The sequence below is a fragment of the Exiguobacterium algae genome, from assembly GCF_018617875.1.
GTDB lineage: Bacteria > Bacillota > Bacilli > Exiguobacteriales > Exiguobacteriaceae > Exiguobacterium > Exiguobacterium algae.
This window is the reverse complement of the sequence record NZ_JACSKZ010000002.1, coordinates 420,437-440,307: the sequence shown is the minus strand read 5'-3', so window position 1 is coordinate 440,307 and position 19,871 is coordinate 420,437. Positions and strand designations below refer to the sequence as shown.

Genomic DNA, 19,871 nt, shown 5'->3' with positions numbered 1-19,871 from the left:
GAAACGGAGTGTGAAGCTAACGTGGACCCTGTGCCCTCGTCAAGTTTAATTCTATATGCAGTTCTAATCCTTTTGTCAGCGTTCTTCTCGTCAGCCGAGACCGCCTTGTCCAGTGTGAACCGGGTGCGGATGATTCGAATGGCCGAAGACGGGGACAAGCGCGCCGGACGCGTGCTCAGTCTCGTCGACCGCTTTGACGATACGCTCTCGACGATTCTCGTCGGGAACAATATCGTCAACATCGGTTCGGCGACCGTGTCGACGGCGATTGCGACATCGATTTTTAGTGGTGGGACGGGGCTTCTCGTGTCGACATTCGCGACGACGGTGCTCATCTTGATCTTCGGTGAGATTTTACCGAAGTCACTCGCAAAAGAGTTCGCGGAGAAGTATTCGCTCGCAATCAGCGGAATTCTCGTCTTTCTCGTCAAAGTGCTCAAGCCGGTGACGATACTGTTCACGGGTCTGAAACATTTGACGCTTCGGGTAATCGGCATGAAGGACAAAGAGCCTTCGGTGACAGAAGAAGAGTTGAAAGTGCTCGTCGACATGGGTGAAGAAGAAGGGGTGCTCGGTGAGACCGAGGCCGAACTCGTCCACAGTGCCTTTGCCTTCAACGATATCAGTGTCGATGATGTCTTGACGCCGCGGATTGATATTTTGGCCGTCGATATCGATGATTCACTCGATGAGATCAAAGATACGATTTTCAGTGGCGGACATTCCCGCTTGCCGGTCTACAAAGATTCCATCGATAATGTCATCGGTGTCTTGTCGGAACGGGATTTCTTGCGCTCGATGATGCGGGATGAAGTGACGGACATCCGTTCGCTCATCCGCCCGGTCACATTCGTGTCACCGCAGACAAAACTGATTGAACTGCTTCCGATTCTCCAACAAAAACAATCTCATATGGCCGTCGTCCTCGACGAGTTCGGGGGAACGGCCGGCCTCATCACCCTCGAAGATATGCTTGAGGAGCTTGTCGGCGACATTTGGGACGAACACGACGAATCCGTCGTCTATCTCCGTCGTTTACGGGATGGCGTCTATGAATGTATGGCTGACATGGACGTGGATGAGTTTGCTGAAGAGATGGGGATTGCTGAGCCAGACATTGATTCGAATACGATGGGGGGATGGTTCGTCGAGATGCTCGGCGACATTCCGGAGAAAGGGGCGCGTGTCACGTATGAGGACATGACGTTCACGGTTCTTCACATCGAAAAGCGCCGTGTCCGCAAGTTGTTAGTGGAGACGGGACAATCGAAACAAGAAGAGGTAGAACAAGCATAAACAAAAGGGATGACCTGCATAGCGGGTCATCCCTTTTTCGTTTATACCGATTGATGGCGTTCGACGCGCTCGATCAATTCATACGGACGAACTTTATAAATCGCGTGTGGCATAAAGGTTGGGTCAATCGCATCCAGGAAGCGCATTTGGAAATGCTCGCGACGGATGTAGTCAGAGACGTTGCTTGCGTCAATCGAATAGAAGCCGACTTCCTGCGTCTCACCTTCTTGTGGACGTAGTTCACCGGATACATACTTGGCGCGGAATGCGACGCAAAGGACGCGAGACGAGATGTTTTGATAAATGCCGGTGATCCCCTCGACCTCGATCTCGATTCCGGTCTCTTCCTTGACCTCGCGATGGATGGCGTCGACGATGGATTCATGTTCTTCGACTTGCCCACCCGGCATTTCATACGAGTCGTTTCGATGCATGTTTTTGACGAGCAGGACGTCCCCGTCCTCATTCGTGATATAGGCGGTCACCGAGACGATCGTGCGGGGCGGTGTATAGTGTCCGGTGGGCATCATGAACTCCTCGCTTGAGCGGATATATAACTCTTTACCGAGGCGGGCCCGTTTTTTCATCGCTTCACGCCGGAGCGAGCTGCTGCGGTAGTCGCGCTCGACTTGTTCGTAATGCTCACGGTCACGATACTCCCAGAGCGCCATGACTTCAGACTGGTCTTCAGTGACCCAGCGGCCGACGAGACGCGCTCCGTGCGACACTTGGATCGGATAAATATATGTATGGAAGAAGTCGGTGAACTCTTGCAGGCGTTCTGGGCGGATCGTGTACGTTTTACGGCGATGGAACATGATAATTCCTCCTTTGTAGTGAGCAAGCAGATTCTCTTTAACATGCTATTCTTACCCTCACTACTTCGACAAATCGAATCGATTTCCCTTCAAACAAAAAAGCCAGCCCGGTTTCAGGCTGACTCGTTAAATCGTTTTGGTTGGGTCCGGACGTGACGGATCAAAAAGAGGAGACCGATCCCGACGACGATATATGGACCGATGTCATCCATGAAATGTCCGATCATGCGCCAATTGCTACCGAGCATCATCCCGAGATGAATGAAGAGGAAGGACCAAAAGGCGAAAATCATGGTCGTAACGGACACGAACTTTTTAAAGGATAGGCGCATGACGCCGGCACTAAGTGCAAAAAGTTGACGCCAAAGCAGGCTCAGGCAGACAATCCAGGCCCCATACTTCTCAAACCACCGTTCTGCCCGGAGTTGTTTCTCCTGGCGGATCCGGAAATAGCGGTAGAGCCGAAGCGCGACCGGTCTGCCCCCTAAGCGGCCAATCCAATACAGGCCAATCTGGCTTAATGTGAAAGAACCCCAAGCCAGCAGGAACATGGTGAGAAAAGACGCGTCGTGCGAATCAACGAGAAAGCCACCGTATGCGAGAACGAGTTCGTTCGGGATAAATTGAATGAAAATGCCGATGGGAATGCTAAACACGCCGCATGCGAGGAGCAGATGCTCGAGGAAATGCAAGACGGGTCCCTCCTTTCTAATCATAGTTCCATCCCTCAGTATAACGGACATGACCAAAAACCTAAAGAAGAGATGTCACGTATTTGTGACATCTCTTCTTTAATCGAGTTCAGATACGAGAATTCCGAGTCGGTCCAGTTCCTCAATTGCCGCATCCAGTGCTTCTTTATGATCCGCTTCAAGCGTATGGATGTGGAGCCCTCCGGTCAAATGAGACAACGGAGAGGCACCATGTGTTTTGACACGTTCTAAGAAAGCGCGCACGTCCCGACGGCTTTTCACCATGAGCTGTCCGGTGAGCGAGCCGTAGACGGGGTGATCGATGATGACGTCTCTTAGGGTGACGCCTTCATCGACGATGGCATTCATCTCGGTCTCCATCTCGTCTGCCGTATGGCGGCAAACGACTTTTTTTGTAAAGACAGACGGGTTCACATCGTGTTGTAAATAAACATACCCGCGGGCAGTTGCGACGATTTGGTGGCCTTTCGCTTTTAAGAGCGACAAATCCTGGACGATGACTTGGCGGCTGACCGATACTTGCCGGGCGAGTTCGGACCCTGTGATGGGTTCTGTGCTCGATTCGATTAATTGGAGTAAAGTGCGCCGGCGTTCCTCACCGGCTATACGTTTGTTCATGATGATCGACTCTCCTTGCTAGAGTGACAATGGCATCGGCGAGAGAGGCGGTCGCCTCCAATGTAGTGAACTCACCGAAAGAAATGCGGACGAGGCCGTAGCAGGCACTCGATTCATAGCCGAGCGATTCGAGCATCCGGTTCGGTCCGTTCTGACCGGCGCGACATGCAGATCCGGCAGATACTTGGAAGCCGTGATCTTCTAACTCGGTCATCCACCATTGACCATCCCGCTGATGGGAGATGAATGAGAAAATCGCAGGGCTCTGATCGTCAAATTCGAGCCATTGTACGTATGATGAAGTCTTCTCTTTCAAGATAGCACGAAATGCCATGAAATTTCTTTCGAAACGTGACAATTGTTCCTGTCGCTCGGTAAATGCTTTAACGAATGAACTGATCCCAGGGACATCGATCGTTCCGGGACGTATCCCATACTGATGGTGCCCCGGATAGTATGCGGGAGGGAGAAGACGCTCCATGTAAAGACCACCCACTCCTTTTGGTCCCCCGACTTTGTGGGCACTGAACGAATAAGCATCGACCCCATTCACTGATACCGGGATCTTTCCGAGCGCCTGTACGCCGTCCACATGAAGCAGGATTTTCTTGAATTTGATGAGACATTGAATTTGGTGGAGCGGTAAGACCCATCCTGTGTCCGAGTTGACGTGCTGGAATGTGACGAGCCCGATATCACGATCTAATAGCTCGACGAACGTATCAAAGTCGAAACGACCATTCTTCAGCTTCAATCGATGCACGACGACCCCTTCTGCCTCCCATTCATCCAACAAGAGCGACACCGAGTCATGCTCGTGCCAGGAGGTGATCACTTCTTTTCCTTTCATCCGTTTCCGTAAGCTCGTCAAAGCGATGTAGTTACTTTCCGACCCACTCCCAGTAAAAATGATTTTTCCGCGAAGGAGGTCGAGGCCGAGTGCCAGTTTTAATAAGCGGCGCGCCTCGGTTAAGTAATCTTCGGCCATATATCCTTGTGTGTGCAGGGATGAAGGATTGCCATATACGTTTTTGGCCATGGCCACATAATGGGTGAGTGCGGAGTCTGTCATCGGGTGGGTAGCGGCATAATCGAAGTATCGGTTCATCGCGGATTCCCCTTTTCTCGTGTTGTCTTCTAAATAAAATTATGCGAAACTAGTTTACAAGTCAACTTTACATATGGAATACAGGTGATATACAGGTGTCTTTACAGTTAAAGAAAGTGGATGTGTTGATTGTCGGAACCGGACTTGCCGCCGTCACCACGGCGTTGCATCTTCCAAAAGCACTGAATGTCTTGCTCGTTGCGAAAGAAAGTGTGCATATGACAAATTCAGATTTGGCGCAAGGTGGGATTGCAAGCTCCTATTTGGAAGAGACGAGTGAGGCGCATGGTCGAGATACTTACGCGGCCTCGAAAGGGACGTCCGAAAAGAAGCGTGTCTCCTTGCTCGTCGAAGAAGGAAGGCGAGCCATCGTGGAGATGGAACGTTTCGGTGTCCAGTTCGATCGTGAAGAGGAAACATACCATCTTGGTAAAGAAGGGGCTCATGGTCTACCGCGCATTTATCATGCTGGTGGTGACGAGACGGGACGATATGTGATGCAAGCGCTAAGACGAGCGTTACCCGGGAACGTCACGGTACTTGAGCACGTGTTGGTGGACGACCTGATTGTTCATCAAGGCCGGGTCGTCGGTGCAAATGCATTTTTGCACGAGGAACGATTTCGAATCCTTGCCGGTGCCGTCGTCCTGGCAACGGGCGGAATTGGCGCCCTCGTCGACTGGACTTCGAATTGTCCGGCGGTGACCGGTGACGGATTGATCCTTGCCCACCGGGTAGGGGCAAGGCTGACACATTTGCAGCGAATCCAATTTCACCCGACGCTCCTGGCGGTAGAAGAACCGCAGCTTGTGACTGAGGCATTACGGGGAGCGGGAGCGTTGCTTGTCGACCGGTATGGACAACATGTCATGCGGCACCATCCGCTCGGAAGCCTGGCACCGCGTGATGACGTCTCTCACACCTTGACGAATCATGGTGGACCGGTCTATCTCGATACCCGTCACGTCGAACGATTGACTGAACGGTTCCCGAGACTGGCGAAGACGTGTGATCGTTGCGGGATTGATGTTGCTCGTATCCCGGTTCGACCCGGCCTTCATTTTCACATGGGTGGTGTGGAAGTAGATGAGTTCGGACGTACGGCTGTCGACGGACTGTATGCCGTCGGAGAAGTGGCGGATACAGGAGTCCACGGTGCGAACCGTCTCGCTTCGAATTCACTCCTCGAGTGCTGGGTGTTCGGAAAACGTGTGGCTGAATCGATGCAAGTGCAGCAAACCGATGCTCACGCATTCGAATCTGTTGCGTATGACCTGGACCGGTTGGGTTTCCAGACTCTCCGGAAGCAGATCGGAAAATGGTTAACGATTTCGCCTGACAAAGATGAATTGAAACTTTTCTTAAAAAATACCCAATCCTTGCCACTCACGAAACACGTGACAAGACAATTATGCGAACAAACTTTACAACTGGATGCGGCACGTCTTCTCGCACGTGCCCTCTTGGAAATGGAGAACGATGATGAACACGATATTACTGCGCGAACAACTCACGCAATTCCTAATTGAGGATATCGGCTATGGAGATATGTCCAGCTCCCTGATCGATCCAAACGATCAAGCAGTGGCAACGGTTGTAGCGAAGGAAAACGGGGTATTTGCCGGACAAGCGATTGTAGCCGCCCTGGCTTCGCTACAACAATTGACAGTCGAGTGGTGCACGGCAGACGGGACGACCGTCGCACCAGGTGAACCGTTAGTCGTATTGAAGGGAGATACCCGGACCATTCTTGAGACGGAGCGTGTCTTACTCAATTTGATTCAACACGTCTGCGGGATCGCGACGAAAACCCGACGATGCGTCGAGGCGTTGGCGGATCCGACGATTCAAGTCGTGGACACGAGGAAGACGACCCCGGGTCTCCGGATGATCGAGAAATATGCTGTACGTGTCGGCGGAGGACAGAACCATCGGCAACGTCTCGATGATGCAGTCATGCTCAAGGATAACCATATCGTCGCACTCGGCAGTATCCGGGCGGCTGTCGAAGCGGCGCGGAAACAGGTCGGTCACACGACGCCGATTGAAGTAGAGGTCGAGACATTTGAACAGTTGTTAGAAGCAATCGAAGCAGAACCGGATATTTTGATGCTCGATAATCGGACACCGGAAGATTTGAAGAAATGGATTCAACATGTGCCGTCCCATATCCGGACCGAGGCGTCCGGAGGCATCACGCTCGAGACGATCGCTACTTATCGTGGAACCGGTGTCGATGTGATTTCTCTCGGAGAGTTGACCCATTCTGTGAAAGCACTCGACTGCAGTTTGAACTTACAAGGAGGAATGAAAGATGCAATTGCTCGGCACACTACCCCCAACGTACGCTGAATTATCGACTGAAGAGATGGAAGCGCGTATTCGTACGATCAAATCTCGATTGGGTAACCGTCTCTTTTTACCGGCCCACCATTATCAAAAAGACGAGGTCGTTCAGTTTGCTGACGCGACGGGGGACTCCCTGCAACTGGCGCGTCTGGCAGAACAAATGAGCGAGGCAGAATACATCGTGTTCTGTGGCGTCCATTTTATGGCCGAGACAGCAGACATGCTGACGCGAGACGATCAACTCGTCGTCTTGCCCGATCTGCGGGCCGGTTGCTCGATGGCAGATATGGCCGATATCGATCAGACGGAGATTGCGTGGGAGGAGCTGACCGATCAGTTCGGGGAAGACATCATCCCGATTACATACGTCAACTCGACAGCGGCTATCAAAGCGTTTGTCGGAAGACATGGCGGTGCGACAGTGACTTCCTCCAATGCCCACGACATCGTTCAATGGGCGCTTGATTCTGGAAAGCGCATCCTGTTCTTACCCGATCAACATCTGGGAAGGAATACGGCGTTTGACCTCGGAATTCCGCTCGAGGCGATGGCAGTTTGGGACCCGTTGCGGGAGCAATTGAATATCGATGGGGCGATCGAGGATGTGCAGGTCATTTTATGGAAAGGGCATTGTTCCGTACATGAGAAGTTCAATGTGAACCAAATTAAGACGTTCCGTGAACGGGAGCCGGAGCGGCGCATCATTGTCCACCCGGAATGTGCGTTTGACGTCGTACAGGAGGCGGACGAGGCGGGGTCGACCTCATACATTATCCAACAAATCGAAGCAAGCGCACCGGGTACGAAGTGGGCGATTGGCACGGAGATGAATCTGGTCAATCGTTTGGCCGCGACACACCCGGAACTCGATATCGTTTCACTCAACCCGTATATGTGTCCCTGTCTTACGATGAACCGGATCGACTTACCCCATTTATTGTGGGCACTTGAATCACTCGAGACGGAACCGGTGAATGTGATCAAAGTGGACGCGGAGACGACGAAATGGTCAAAACAAGCACTTGAACGAATGTTAGGTCGATAAAAGGAAGAGGACGGGCTAAATGCCTGTCCTTTTTTCAGACCGGTCGTTATGGTACAATGAATGCAGTTTTTCCGACTGAAAAGGAGATTACAACGTGATTGAATTCGTAAAAGGACCCGTCGCCTATGTGTGCGCGGAATATATAACGTTAGATGTCTCGGGCGTCGGCTACAAAGTACATGTGCCTAACCCGTTTTTTTATCGTGAACAAGACGAACATGTAATCGTGTTTACGCATCATTATGTGCGTGAAGACCAACAAACCTTATACGGGTTCCGTTCCCGTCGTGAACGCGAACTGTTCAACAAGCTGCTCAGTGTGAGCGGAATCGGACCGAAAGGCGCGCTTGCGATTGTGGCGTCTGGCGACATCGATGCGTTGATCGACGCGATTGAAACGGAGAACGAGAAGTATTTGACGAAATTCCCGGGAGTCGGGAAGAAGACGGCCAAGCAAATGGCGCTCGATTTGAAAGGGAAGTTGTCTGAGCTCGCACCGGACTATGTACCAAATGAGGGCTTGTTCGCGCAAGGAGCATCAGAACTCGATGAGGCGTGTGAAGCACTCGTCGCGCTCGGTTACTCGGAACGTGAGATTACGAAAGTACGAAAAGCACTCAGCTCAGAGATTTTGACGACGGACGCGTACATAAAGCGCGCGCTACAGCTGTTATTGAAATAAGGAGGAAGCTATGGACGAACGATTGTTGTCACAATCCCACCAACAATATGAAGACTCAGAAGAGTGGAGCCTACGTCCGCAACGCTTCGAGCAATATATCGGACAGGAGAAGGCGAAAGGGAACTTGTCTGTCTTCATCCAAGCGGCAAAACTGCGGAGTGAGACGCTCGACCACGTTCTATTATACGGTCAGCCTGGACTCGGGAAGACGACGCTTGCTCAAATCATCGCGAACGAGATGGGGGTCGGGATCAAGACGACCGCAGGCCCTGCCATTGAACGTCCGGGGGATTTAGCTGCGATTTTGTCGACGTTAGAGCCGGGAGACGTGTTATTCATTGATGAGATTCACCGTCTGAGCCGGACAATCGAAGAAATTTTATATCCGGCAATGGAAGATTACTGTCTCGATATCGTCTATGGTCAAGGCGAGATGGCGCGAAGTGTCCGGATCGATTTACCACCGTTCACCCTCGTCGGTGCAACGACCCGGGCCGGTATGCTGTCCGCGCCACTGCGGGACCGATTCGGTGTCACGCTCAAGCTCGAATATTACGAACCGCACGAATTGGCGGCAATCGTCAGCCGCACAGCCCAATTGTTCCGTCTCTCGATTTCGCCGGAAGCGAGCGGTGCCATTGCGAAACGTTCACGAGGGACTCCGCGGATTGCCAATCGTCTGTTGCGCCGCGTCCGTGATTTTGCACAAGTCGCGGGAACAAAGGAAATCGACCCGATGTTAGCTTCGGACGCACTCGACCGGCTGCATGTTGACGCGCTCGGTCTTGACGAAGTCGATCACCGCTTGCTACGGGCAATGGTCGAACGCTTCGGGGGTGGACCGGTCGGGCTCGAGACACTCGCCGCTACCATCGGTGAGGACGCACAGACAATCGAAGACGTCTATGAACCTTATTTGTTACAACAAGGGTTCTTACAGCGTACACCGCGAGGACGTATGATCACACAGTATGCCAAGTCGCATTTTGGATATGAAGAGGAAGAGGAGTAAGGTATGCAAGACATTCAATTGAACGTGAACGATTATGATTTTGAATTACCAGAAGAACTGATTGCCCAAGTCCCGTTGCTCGATCGCACGAGCTCACGCCTTCTCGTGTTAGACCGTGAGACAGGGGACATCGAACACCGTCATTTCCGTGACGTGCTCGACTATTTGAACGAAGGTGATGCACTCGTCGTCAACGATTCACGCGTCTTACCGGCCCGCCTGTTCGGGGCGAAAAAGGAGACGGGTGGCAAAGTGGAATTGCTCTTATTGAAGCAGACCGAGGACGATGTGTGGGAAGCGCTCGTCAAACCGGCGAAAAAAGTCCGCGTCGGGGCCATCGTCGAGTTCGGCGATGGACTGTTGCGTGCGGAATGTGTCGAGGAATTGCCGGAAGGCGGTCGCCGTTTCAAATTTGATTACGACGGCATTTTCTATGAGATTTTAGACGAGCTCGGCACGATGCCGCTCCCGCCTTATATCCGCGAACAGCTTGATGACCAGGACCGCTATCAAACGGTCTATGCGCGTGAACGGGGAAGTGCGGCAGCACCGACAGCTGGACTTCACTTCACGGAAGAACTGCTCGAGGCGGCGAAAGCAAAAGGCGTCCGGTTGGTTCCCCTTACGCTCCACGTCGGACTCGGAACGTTCCGTCCGGTGACGGCTGAATCGATCGAAGAACATACGATGCATAGCGAATATTTCGAGTTATCAGCGGAATCAGCAGCCGCATTACGTGAAGTTCGGGCACAAGGCGGTCGCATTTTTGCCGTCGGTACGACATCGACGCGTACACTGGAGACCATCATGCGCGACCACGGGGATTTCGTCGAGTCATTGGGCTGGACGGACATTTTCATTTACCCGGGTGTCGAGCTGAAGGCGATTGATGGGCTCATCACGAACTTCCATCTGCCGAAATCGACGCTCGTCATGCTCGTCTCGGCATTTGCTACGCGCGACATCATCTTAAACGCATACCGGACCGCGGTCGCGGAACGTTACCGCTTCTTCAGCTTTGGAGACGCGATGCTCATCACGAGGAAGGAAGAAACAAAATGACAAAACACGCAGTCACATATGAACATATTCACACTTGTAAGCAGACGGGAGCGCGGCACGGAATCGTCCATACGCCGCACGGGTCGTTCGAGACGCCTGTCTTCATGCCGGTCGGGACGCAAGCGAGCGTCAAGACGATGGCTCCGGAACAAATCAAAGACATGGGTGCGAACATCATCTTGTCGAACACGTATCACCTATGGATCCGTCCAGGTCATGAAGTCATCAAGCAAGCCGGCGGACTTCACAAGTTTATGAACTGGGATGGGGCCATCCTCACGGACTCTGGTGGGTTCCAGGTGTTCTCACTCGCTGACCTCCGGAACATTCAAGAAGAAGGAGTTCATTTCCGTAACCACTTGAACGGGGACAAGTTGTTCTTGTCACCTGAGAAGGCGATGGAAATCCAGAACGCGCTCGGTTCGGACATCATGATGGCGTTTGACGAGTGTCCGCCATATCCGGCGACGCATGAATACATGAAGAAATCGGTTGAACGGACGAGCCGCTGGGCGGAGCGTTGTCTCGAGGCCCATGAGCGCCCGCATGATCAGGCACTCTTCGGAATCATCCAAGGTGGCGAATATGAAGATCTCCGTCGTCAAAGTGCCGCTGACCTCGTCTCACTCGACTTCCCGGGATATGCGGTCGGTGGTCTTTCGGTCGGTGAACCGAAGGATGTCATGTATCGTGCACTCGAGTTCACGACACCACTCATGCCGGAGAACAAGCCGCGTTATTTGATGGGTGTCGGCTCACCGGATGCGTTGATCGAAGGGTCGATTCGCGGAATCGATATGTTCGACTGCGTCCTCCCGACTCGAATTGCCCGAAACGGAACACTCATGACATCGAAAGGTCGTCTCGTCATCAAGCATGCGAAGCATAAGACGGACTTTGGACCAATCGATGAGAAATGTGATTGCTACACGTGTAAAAACTATTCCCGTGCGTACGTACATCACTTGATTCGTGCGGATGAAACATTCGGTCTCCACTTATGCACGACGCATAACCTCCATTTCCTCGTGAAGTTGATGGAACAGGTTCGCCAAGCGATTCGTGAAGACCGTCTCCTCGATTTCAAAGAAGAGTTCTTCGAGGAATATGGATACAATAAACCGAACGCGAAGAATTTCTAACACAACGTGTCGGACATTGTGTGACAATGTTTCAGTTTCACGGTATAATGAACCTGATATTGAAGGAAAGGGTGAATGTTACACATGGAAACAATCGTTGCATTATTACCAATGATTCTTATTTTCGTCGTGTTCTACTTCTTGTTGATTCGTCCACAGACGAAACGTCAAAAAGAAGTACAGTCGATGCAAAATGCACTCGAGCGTGGCGACAGCGTCGTGACGATCGGTGGCCTTCATGGCGTCGTGCATCAAATTGAAGACACATTTGTCGTATTGAAATGCGATCAGTCGCTTCTCCGTTTCAACCGCAGTGCGGTTGCTGAAGTCGTGAAGAAAGCGAACGCATCGTTCGAGGAATAAGTCGTGAACGTCTGACCAACGGGTCAGGCGTTTTTTTGTCTGTTTTTTTACAAATTTCATCAATCCGATGAATCATCGACCTCATTTCGAAAAATCAAATTGAATAGTGAAAACGTTTGCATTAATGTCAAAATGAGATGAAATCGAGATGAAGGAGAAAACAACATGGACGTAAAACGATTTGTACGACCAGTCAAGAGTTGGAAAGGGTTTAAACTAAAACGCTCTTCAAAAATGCAAAAACGATCTTCCCTGCGACGCAAGATGTCCGTCGCACTCGTACCGACCATCATCGCGTTGATGCTCGTCGGTGCACTCGGGTCATACCAGTTGAAACAGGCAACAGCCAAATATGACCGTGTGCTGAATGAAGGAATGCAGGAGATGTTCCTCGCCGAGAATTTGGCATTGGAAGTGACGGACGCTGAGCGATTCGTGAACTACTACATGTTAGTGGCCAATCCGAAGACACTCATCAGCTTGCAGGCGTCGCAGGAAAAGCGCGATGAATTGATGGCAGAACTGAAAGCTTCATCGTCGGATGAAAAAATTCAGAAATGGCTCAGTGATTTGGAAAAATTCAATGAATTGCTCGACCGGGAAATGGCGCGAGCCATTGAATTACGTCAACAACAAGATGAAATCGGATATAAGACCGTGTTAAATACGAGTGTGACACCGACGACGGACCGGGTTCGGATGACGGTAACCGATCTTGTAGCCCACCAGGGGGAGAACCTTGCTGCCGAAACGGAACAAGTTCAATCGGAGGCAGAAAGTTCAATCCTTTGGATGGTGCTCATCAGTATTGGGGGCATCTTAATTGGAGTCTTCTCGTTGCTTGCGCTTCAACGCTTGTTCTTAAAACCGATCAACGGACTCGTCCGCGAAGCACGTGTCGTTGCTGAAGGTGATTTGACGGGAGAAGACATCGAGGTCGGATCAAATGATGAACTCGGTGACCTCGTCACGGCATTCAACGATATGAAACGCAATCTTGTCGGACTGATTCGCCAAGTGGGGGACGCCTCAGACAAGGTGACAGCCTATTCCGAGGAATTGTATGCAAGTACGGAGCACGTCGCAACGACGACACAAGGCGTATCCGGATTATTCGAAGAGATGAGCGTGGCGGCGCAAGTCTCAGCGAAACGCGCCGAAGAAGGAACGACAGGGGTCAATCAGGCAGTCGAAGGATTGAATCAAATTGCCGCGGCATCCCAAGGTGTGAACGAACAGACCATTCATACGCTCGAAGCAGCGACAGGCGGATTAGAGACGATTCAAATTGCGGAAGAACGCATGCTAGACATTCAACGGGCGAACGAGTTGACCCAACAGATGGTCGAACGTTTGTCGAATCAATCGCTCGAGATTGAAAAAATTACCCGTTCGATTACGGCGATCACAGAGCAGACGAACTTGCTCGCATTGAACGCGGCCATCGAAGCAGCGCGTGCCGGGGAGCACGGAAAAGGGTTCGCTGTCGTAGCGGCCGAAGTAAGGAAACTGGCAGAAGAATCGAAGCAATCGGCCATTCAAATCCAGAAGGTCGTACGCGATATTCAACGCGACACGGAAGAAGTTGAGTCTGCGTTCGAAGAAACGAGCGGACACGTCGAAAATGGCGTCTCGCAAATGGGAGCGGTCGCTGAAGCGTTCCGTGAGATTGTGACGGTCATTCAGGAGACGTCGCGTCAAATGAGCGAGATAGCAGCCGCGACGGAAGAAGTCAGCTCAAACACGACGGAGGTAGCGGTCTCGGTCGAGGATATGTCTTCAAACGCCGTCACGACACAACGGAGTGTCGAAGAGGCTGGAGCAAACGTAGAAGAACAACTCGCAGCGATCCAAGAAATCAATGGCATTGCGGAGACGATGAGCCACATGTCGGTCGAGTTGAAAGATTTGGTACATGTGTTTAAAACCACATGAAAAAACGTCCTTGCGCAAATACTGCGCAAGGACGTTTTCGATTACATTAACAGGATTAAGCTTGTCGCCATGACGATCATGCCGGCGACCATCCCGTACATGGAATGGTGCGCATGACCGTATTCTCGTGCGGCCGGAAGCAACTCGTCAAGCGAGATGAAGACCATGATGCCGCCGACTGCTGCGAATAACAGTCCGAATACAGTGTCGCTTAAAAATGGCATCAGGATCAAGAAACCGATTGCGGCTCCTGCAGGCTCCGCCAAACCGGAAAGCAGGGAAAGCTTGAACGCTTTTTTTCGTGATCCGGTCGCATAGTAAATTGGAACGGATACGGCAATCCCTTCTGGAATGTTGTGAAGCGCGATGGCAATCGCAATCGCCAAACCGACAGTCGGGTCATCGAGCGCTGAAATAAAGGTCGCCAATCCTTCAGGGAAGTTATGAATCCCGATAGCGAGCGCCATGAAGATCCCCATCTTCTTCAAACGGTTTTGGGTATGTGGATTGCTCACCGTCGACGCTTCGTTCGTCGCCGTCGTTGCCAATTCTTGTGACGAGGCATCGTTTTGCATCGATTCGACGAATTTGACCTCATGCGGATTCTCGAGCTTCGGAATAAACTTGTCGATCAATCCGATGATGAGCATGCCGCCGAAGAAGGCGAGAACAGTATAGATCGTCCCCGTTTTCTCCCCGTGGGCACCGACCAGCTCGACTAAGGCTTTCGGGAAAATCTCGATGAACGAGACGTACACCATGACCCCTCCCGAGAAACCGAGCGAGACCGACAAGAAGGCCGTGTTCGTCCGTTTTGCGAAAAAGGCAAGCATACTCCCGATCCCGGTTGCGAGTCCGGCGAATAAGGTGAGTAAGAAGGCGTAGAAAATTGTGCTGTCCATATGTGAGGACTCCTTTATAATCATAATTTGATAAATTCATCATACACGAAGTTTTGCCCATGCGCAACATTTAGTCGTAAAGGCAATTTTAAGGGGAGAATCCGTGAACGCCCGTTACAATTTCAGGAAAACGATTGATAAATGTTTAGAATATTTGTAATGTAAACAAGAGAAGTTTTATCAAGAACATCGGTTTAGAAAGGAAATAGTCGTATGTACAAAAAAGGGAATATCGCGATTTTTGCAATCATCATGGTTGCGACAATCCTGCTCGCCGTATTCACGACACCATGGGTCGTGAAAAATACGAACCTTGGCCTCGACTTAAAAGGCGGGTTCGAAGTGCTTTATGAAGTACAACCACTCGAAGACGGCGACGTCATCGACGACTCGGCGATGAATGCAACCGTTCGCGCCATCAACAACCGGATCAACGTCCTTGGAGTCTCCGAACCGGACGTTCGAATCGAAGAAAATAACCGGATTCGTGTCCAGCTCGCGGGTATCTCGGACCAAAACGAGGCACGGGAAGTCATTTCCTCGACTGCCCAGTTGACGTTCCGTGACGTCGAGGACAATGTACTACTCGACGGGAAAGATTTGAAGCCGCGTGGCGCTGCGCTCGGGTATAAACAAACCGGCGAACCGGTCGTCGAATTGACACTTCAATCGGCAGAAAAGTTCGGTGAAGTGACGTCTGAGATTGCGCAACGTCCAGAACCGGAAAACCGTCTCGTCATCTGGCTCGACTATGAGGAAGGCGACACGTACGAAGAAGAAGTGCAAAAAGAGAACTCGAAGATCGTATCCGATGCTCGCGTTACGAGTCCGATCCTGTCAGATAAAGCCACCATTTCAGGTGGCGATATCACAGCTGAGAGTGCGAAGCAGCTTGCCGACATTTTGAATGCCGGGGCACTTCCAGTTAAATTAGATGAGATTTACTCGACGTCGGTCTCGGCCCAGTTCGGTCAGGACGCGTTAGATAAGACGGTGTTTGCCGCGATGATCGGGATTATTGCCGTATTCGTGTTCATGCTGGTCTTCTACCGCCTGCCAGGTCTCGTCTCGATCATCACGCTCATTTTGTATATCAACTTGATCATGCTGTTCTTTAACGGAATCAATGCGGTGCTGACACTACCAGGGATTGCAGCCCTCGTCCTCGGGGTCGGGATGGCTGTCGATGCGAACATCATCACGGCAGAACGGATCAAAGATGAACTCCGTTCAGGAAAGTCGGTTCTTTCCGCATTCCGTGCCGGTAACCGTCGCTCACTCAGCACGATCATCGATGCGAACTTGACGACGCTCATTTCGGCAGCAGTTCTCTTCTATTTCGGACAAAGCTCCGTCAAAGGGTTTGCGATCATGTTGATGATCTCAATTGCGATGACGTTCATCTCGAACGTCTTCATCTCACGTTATTTGATGCACCTCCTCGTCGCCAGTCGCCTGTTCGACAAACGCAAAGGATGGTTTGGTGTGAAGGAGAGTGAAATCCGTGAACTTTAAATTAACAGAATGGAATTACGTCAAGCACATGCGTAAGATGTTCTTGATTTCGACGGCAATCGTCATTCTCGGAATCGGGCTCCTCTTTTTCCGCGGGTTGAACCTCGGAATCGATTTCGCTTCAGGAACACGTGTAGAAGTGCAGACAGAAGAAAAAGTTTCGCAAGAAGAATTTACTTCGGCTTTCTCAGAGGCCGGTATTGACCAGGAATTTTCTGAAGTCCTGTATGCGGATAATGACCGTCTGGCTTACGTCACGTTCGTTGGTCAGCTGAAACAGGAAGAAGTGGCGGCCATCAAGACGACGTTCACGGAGAAGTTCGAAAGCGATCCAAACATTAGCACGGTCTCGGCACAAGTCGGTCGGGACTTGGCGAAAAATGCCTTGTATGCGGTCGCGGTCGCTTCAATCGGGATCATTCTCTACATCACGATCCGCTTCCAATTCTCGTATGCGGTCGCAACCGTCGTGGCGATGCTGCACGATGCGTTCTTCATGATTGTTGCGTTCTCCCTCTTTGGAGTGGAAGTCAACTTGTACTTCATTGCCGCGATCTTGACGATCATCGGGTACTCGGTCAACGATACGATTGTGACGTTCGACCGTGTTCGTGAAAACATCAAGGCGTATGAGAAGGATCGTAAAATCAAATCGATGGACGTATATGAGTCCCTCATCAACCGTTCGATTCAAGAGACGATCATCCGTTCTGTGAACACGGTCATCACCGTTCTCGTGACGGCAGTCGCGCTCTATATCTTCGGTGCCGATTCGATTCGCGGATTCTCGCTCGCCCTCTTGATTGGTTTGTTCATGGGGATGTACTCGTCGATCTTCATCGCGTCGTACCTATGGCTCCTCATCAAACGGACCACGATCAACAAGAAGAAAGAAACGCCGGCAACAGAGGCATAAGCAATGGGTCTCCCTCAAAAAGGGAGGCCTTTTTAAATGTCAAGACGGCACATCTCTGACGCGGTCTGCTATAATCAACAATTGATTGGAGTGAAGGACATGTACCATTCGAAAAAACAGTGGGTCTATCCGGAAACGAATTCCGAAGACGTGACCCGTTTACAAGAAGAACTCAATATATCCGAGCAGCTCGCACGCTTGCTTGTTCAACGCGGGCATCGTGATCTCGATTCGGCCAAGGCGTTTTTACACGTGGAGGACGAGCACGATTTTCACGACCCGTTCGCGTTCGAACAGATGGAAAAAGTGGTCGCGCGTATTCAACAGGCAGCCGATGAGGGCGAGATGGTGCTCATTTACGGCGATTATGACGTCGATGGTGTCAGCGCCTCGGCGGTCATGTGGCATGCGTTGACAGAAATCGGAGTCATGGCGGAATGCTATATCCCGAACCGTTTCACAGAAGGATACGGTCCGAACAAAGAGGCGTTCCAGTGGGCGGCGAACGAAGGCTTCACGTTGATCGTCACTGTGGACTGCGGCATCTCCGGTATCGAAGAAGCGACACTCTTGAAAGAGCTCGGTGTCGATTTGATCATCACCGATCACCATGAACCGAAAGAGACGCTCCCTGACGCATTCGCCATCATCCACCCACACATTGATCCGAGTTATCCATATGATAAATTGGCCGGGGCAGGCGTTGCGTTGAAAGTGGCCCATGCCGTGCTCGGACGGATGCCGGAGGAACTGCTTGATTTGGCAGTCCTCGGTACGATTGCCGACCTGGTCCCGCTGGACGGGGAAAACCGTTTGCTCGCCAAGAAGGGGCTGGCCGCCCTCGATGCATCGAAACGTCCCGGAATTTTGGCGTTACGTGACGTCTGTGGCTTAAACGATGGAGAGTTGAACGAAGAATCGGTCGGGTTTGCCTTTGGTCCGCGCATTAACGCCGCAGGACGGTTGGACTCGGCGATGCCCGCGCTACAGATGCTTCTTTCGGAACATGTGGAAGAAGCGCTTGATTTGGCGAAAAAACTCGACAAGCAAAATAAAGAGCGGCAAGACATCGTCAAGGCAATCGCGTCTGAGGCGACAGAGCTCGTCGAGTCCTCGATGAAAGATGACCGCGTGCTCGTCGTTGCCAGTGAAAACTGGAACCCTGGAGTCGTCGGAATCGTCGCTTCACGGCTCGTCGAAAAATATTATCGCCCGGTCATCTTACTCTGCCATGACCCGGAAACGGGGAAGGCGAAAGGTTCGGGACGATCGATTGATGGATTTGACCTGTTCAAGGAATTATCGAAGAACGAAGACATCCTTCCTCATTTCGGGGGGCACCCGGCAGCGGCGGGGATGACGCTTCAGTCAGAAAACGTCGCCGAACTTCGTGAGCGCTTAAACCGTCAGGCCGAGACGATTCCGGATGATGTGTTCGTTCCGCGTGTCAAGGTCGACCTGAAGTTATGTGTGAACGATGTGTCGCTCGACTTGATTGCTGATATCGGAAAACTCGCTCCGTTCGGGATGGGAAATCCGTCACCGCGTGTCGTCGTAGCCGATGCGAAACTTCGAGATATTCGCCAAATCGGACGCGATGCGACGCATTTGAAGGTGCAACTCGCAGGGGATAAACGTGAATTGGATGGTATCGGATTCGGTTTTGGACATGTCGTTTCAGAAATTTCGCAAATGGCACACCTCTCCGTCATGGGAAGTCTGCAAGTGAATGAATGGAACGGGATGCGTAAACCACAGCTGATGATTCAGGATTTACGTGTCGACGACTTTCAAGTGTTCGACTACCGGGGCAAGAAAAAATCGATTCACGAGTTGAAGGAGCTACCGAAAGAGCATACGTCTTTCGTCTCGTTCCAAGGGACGAACGAAGACTTTCCGATTCACGATGAAGAAGAACCACTCAACCGGTTTGTCGTCCTACTTGATCTCCCGGACGATGAGGCATTGCTCGCAGAACGATTACACGAAGGGGTCGAGCGGGTGTACTGCGCATTTGGTCAAGGCGATTCGTTCTTCGAACGCTTGCCGTCCCGTGAAGATTTCCGAACATATTATGTCCATATGGCGACTTGCGAACGGAAAAACTTGCGAGAAAACCTGATTCGGCTCTCAAAAGAACGAAAATGGTCAAAAAATACGATTCAATTTATGCATCAAGTATTCTCTGAACTCGAATTTCTTGTTACAATGGAAGACGGACTGCCTGGAGTAAATCCAGAAGCACCGAAACGCGATTTGACCGAAGCCCCGTGTTACAAACGACGGATTGGGCGCCAGCAACTCGAAGAGCGTTTCGTTTATGCGTCATTGGCAGAGCTCAAAGAGCGGTTACAATCGTTGCGGTCGAACACGATGCAGGAGGCATACACATAAA

The 19,871-nt window shown here is 51.4% G+C and carries 16 protein-coding genes and 1 pseudogene; 12 read left to right on the top strand and 5 right to left on the bottom strand.

From position 1 onward, the window contains the following. Positions 1-21 precede the first annotated feature (21 nt). On the top strand, positions 22-1,296 hold the full coding sequence (locus tag KNP03_RS13605) for a hemolysin family protein (RefSeq protein ID WP_214827616.1): 1,275 nt from the start codon (positions 22-24) through the stop codon (positions 1,294-1,296). Positions 1,297-1,337: 41 nt separating this feature from the next. On the opposite strand, the gene KNP03_RS07440 is transcribed toward KNP03_RS13605, so the two are convergent. The 4 genes from KNP03_RS07440 to KNP03_RS07425 form a co-directional block, all read right to left on the bottom strand. Then, complete coding sequence (locus KNP03_RS07440; RefSeq protein WP_214827614.1) at positions 1,338-2,114, bottom strand: NUDIX domain-containing protein; 777 nt, start codon at positions 2,112-2,114, stop codon at positions 1,338-1,340. A gap of 113 nt (positions 2,115-2,227) precedes the next feature. Then, positions 2,228-2,806, bottom strand: coding sequence for a DedA family protein (locus KNP03_RS07435; protein ID WP_214827612.1), 579 nt, complete (start codon positions 2,804-2,806; stop codon positions 2,228-2,230). Positions 2,807-2,905: 99 nt separating this feature from the next. Beyond that, complete coding sequence (locus tag KNP03_RS07430; protein ID WP_214827610.1) at positions 2,906-3,445, bottom strand: transcription repressor NadR; 540 nt, start codon at positions 3,443-3,445, stop codon at positions 2,906-2,908. Continuing rightward, positions 3,423-4,553, bottom strand: a complete 1,131-nt coding sequence (locus KNP03_RS07425; protein ID WP_214827607.1) for a cysteine desulfurase family protein — start codon at positions 4,551-4,553, stop codon at positions 3,423-3,425. The genes KNP03_RS07430 and KNP03_RS07425 overlap by 23 nt, the downstream gene beginning before the upstream one ends. A gap of 95 nt (positions 4,554-4,648) precedes the next feature. Here KNP03_RS07425 and KNP03_RS07420 point away from each other — a divergent pair, with 95 nt between their 5' ends. The 9 genes from KNP03_RS07420 to KNP03_RS07380 all read left to right on the top strand — a co-directional run bounded on the left by KNP03_RS07420 (position 4,649) and on the right by KNP03_RS07380 (position 14,143). Next, entirely contained in the window at positions 4,649-6,082 is a 1,434-nt protein-coding gene (locus tag KNP03_RS07420; protein WP_214827604.1) for an L-aspartate oxidase, read from the top strand. Next, positions 6,036-6,905, top strand: a complete 870-nt coding sequence (gene nadC / locus KNP03_RS07415; RefSeq protein ID WP_214827601.1) for a carboxylating nicotinate-nucleotide diphosphorylase — start codon at positions 6,036-6,038, stop codon at positions 6,903-6,905. Before KNP03_RS07420 ends, nadC begins: the two co-directional genes overlap by 47 nt. Next, positions 6,868-7,947, top strand: coding sequence for a quinolinate synthase NadA (gene nadA, locus KNP03_RS07410; protein WP_214827586.1), 1,080 nt, complete (start codon positions 6,868-6,870; stop codon positions 7,945-7,947). Before nadC ends, nadA begins: the two co-directional genes overlap by 38 nt. 94 nt (positions 7,948-8,041) lie before the next feature. Then, positions 8,042-8,629: a Holliday junction branch migration protein RuvA gene (gene ruvA, locus KNP03_RS07405; RefSeq protein WP_214827582.1), complete on the top strand. Its 588-nt coding sequence runs from the start codon at positions 8,042-8,044 to the stop codon at positions 8,627-8,629. A 10-nt stretch (positions 8,630-8,639) separates the two neighbouring features. Then, positions 8,640-9,641 carry a Holliday junction branch migration DNA helicase RuvB gene (gene ruvB, locus KNP03_RS07400; protein ID WP_214827579.1) on the top strand — a complete coding sequence of 334 codons (1,002 nt, stop codon included), beginning with the start codon at positions 8,640-8,642 and terminating at the stop codon, positions 9,639-9,641. Positions 9,642-9,659: 18 nt separating this feature from the next. Continuing rightward, complete coding sequence (queA, locus tag KNP03_RS07395; protein ID WP_214828301.1) at positions 9,660-10,703, top strand: tRNA preQ1(34) S-adenosylmethionine ribosyltransferase-isomerase QueA; 1,044 nt, start codon at positions 9,660-9,662, stop codon at positions 10,701-10,703. Then, the gene (gene tgt, locus KNP03_RS07390; protein WP_214827576.1) at positions 10,700-11,845 is read left to right on the top strand and encodes a tRNA guanosine(34) transglycosylase Tgt; all 1,146 of its coding nucleotides are present in this window, start codon (positions 10,700-10,702) and stop codon (positions 11,843-11,845) included. The genes queA and tgt overlap by 4 nt, the downstream gene beginning before the upstream one ends. An 84-nt stretch (positions 11,846-11,929) precedes the next feature. Then, complete coding sequence (yajC, locus tag KNP03_RS07385) at positions 11,930-12,208, top strand: preprotein translocase subunit YajC (protein WP_214827566.1); 279 nt, start codon at positions 11,930-11,932, stop codon at positions 12,206-12,208. Between the two features lie 165 nt (positions 12,209-12,373). Further along, a complete protein-coding gene (locus tag KNP03_RS07380; protein WP_214827562.1) occupies positions 12,374-14,143 on the top strand; it encodes a methyl-accepting chemotaxis protein in 1,770 nt (589 codons plus the stop codon). A 41-nt stretch (positions 14,144-14,184) separates the two neighbouring features. Here KNP03_RS07380 and zupT read toward each other — a convergent pair whose 3' ends face one another. Next, the gene (zupT, locus tag KNP03_RS07375; protein ID WP_214827559.1) at positions 14,185-15,045 is read right to left on the bottom strand and encodes a zinc transporter ZupT; all 861 of its coding nucleotides are present in this window, start codon (positions 15,043-15,045) and stop codon (positions 14,185-14,187) included. A 213-nt stretch (positions 15,046-15,258) separates the two neighbouring features. On the opposite strand from zupT, the pseudogene secD reads away from it, so the two are divergent. Both secD and recJ read left to right on the top strand, forming a co-directional pair. Next, positions 15,259-17,476, top strand: a pseudogene (gene secD, locus KNP03_RS13515) (protein translocase subunit SecD). A gap of 36 nt (positions 17,477-17,512) precedes the next feature. Continuing rightward, a complete protein-coding gene (recJ, locus tag KNP03_RS07360) occupies positions 17,513-19,870 on the top strand; it encodes a single-stranded-DNA-specific exonuclease RecJ (protein ID WP_240544500.1) in 2,358 nt (785 codons plus the stop codon). Position 19,871 lies beyond the last annotated feature (1 nt).

What these genes read in the sequence shown, in the direction of transcription:
- KNP03_RS07440 (WP_214827614.1), bottom strand. Translation starts at nt 2,114, where the DNA reads ATGTTCCATCGCCGTAAAACGTACACGATCCGCCCAGAACGCCTGCAA.
- KNP03_RS07430 (WP_214827610.1), bottom strand. Translation starts at nt 3,445, where the DNA reads ATGAACAAACGTATAGCCGGTGAGGAACGCCGGCGCACTTTACTCCAA.
- KNP03_RS07425 (WP_214827607.1), bottom strand. Translation starts at nt 4,553, where the DNA reads ATGAACCGATACTTCGATTATGCCGCTACCCACCCGATGACAGACTCC.
- nadC (WP_214827601.1), top strand. Translation starts at nt 6,036, where the DNA reads ATGAACACGATATTACTGCGCGAACAACTCACGCAATTCCTAATTGAG.
- nadA (WP_214827586.1), top strand. Translation starts at nt 6,868, where the DNA reads ATGCAATTGCTCGGCACACTACCCCCAACGTACGCTGAATTATCGACT.
- ruvB (WP_214827579.1), top strand. Translation starts at nt 8,640, where the DNA reads ATGGACGAACGATTGTTGTCACAATCCCACCAACAATATGAAGACTCA.
- tgt (WP_214827576.1), top strand. Translation starts at nt 10,700, where the DNA reads ATGACAAAACACGCAGTCACATATGAACATATTCACACTTGTAAGCAG.
- yajC (WP_214827566.1), top strand. Translation starts at nt 11,930, where the DNA reads ATGGAAACAATCGTTGCATTATTACCAATGATTCTTATTTTCGTCGTG.
- KNP03_RS07380 (WP_214827562.1), top strand. Translation starts at nt 12,374, where the DNA reads ATGGACGTAAAACGATTTGTACGACCAGTCAAGAGTTGGAAAGGGTTT.
- zupT (WP_214827559.1), bottom strand. Translation starts at nt 15,045, where the DNA reads ATGGACAGCACAATTTTCTACGCCTTCTTACTCACCTTATTCGCCGGA.
- recJ (WP_240544500.1), top strand. Translation starts at nt 17,513, where the DNA reads ATGTCAAGACGGCACATCTCTGACGCGGTCTGCTATAATCAACAATTG.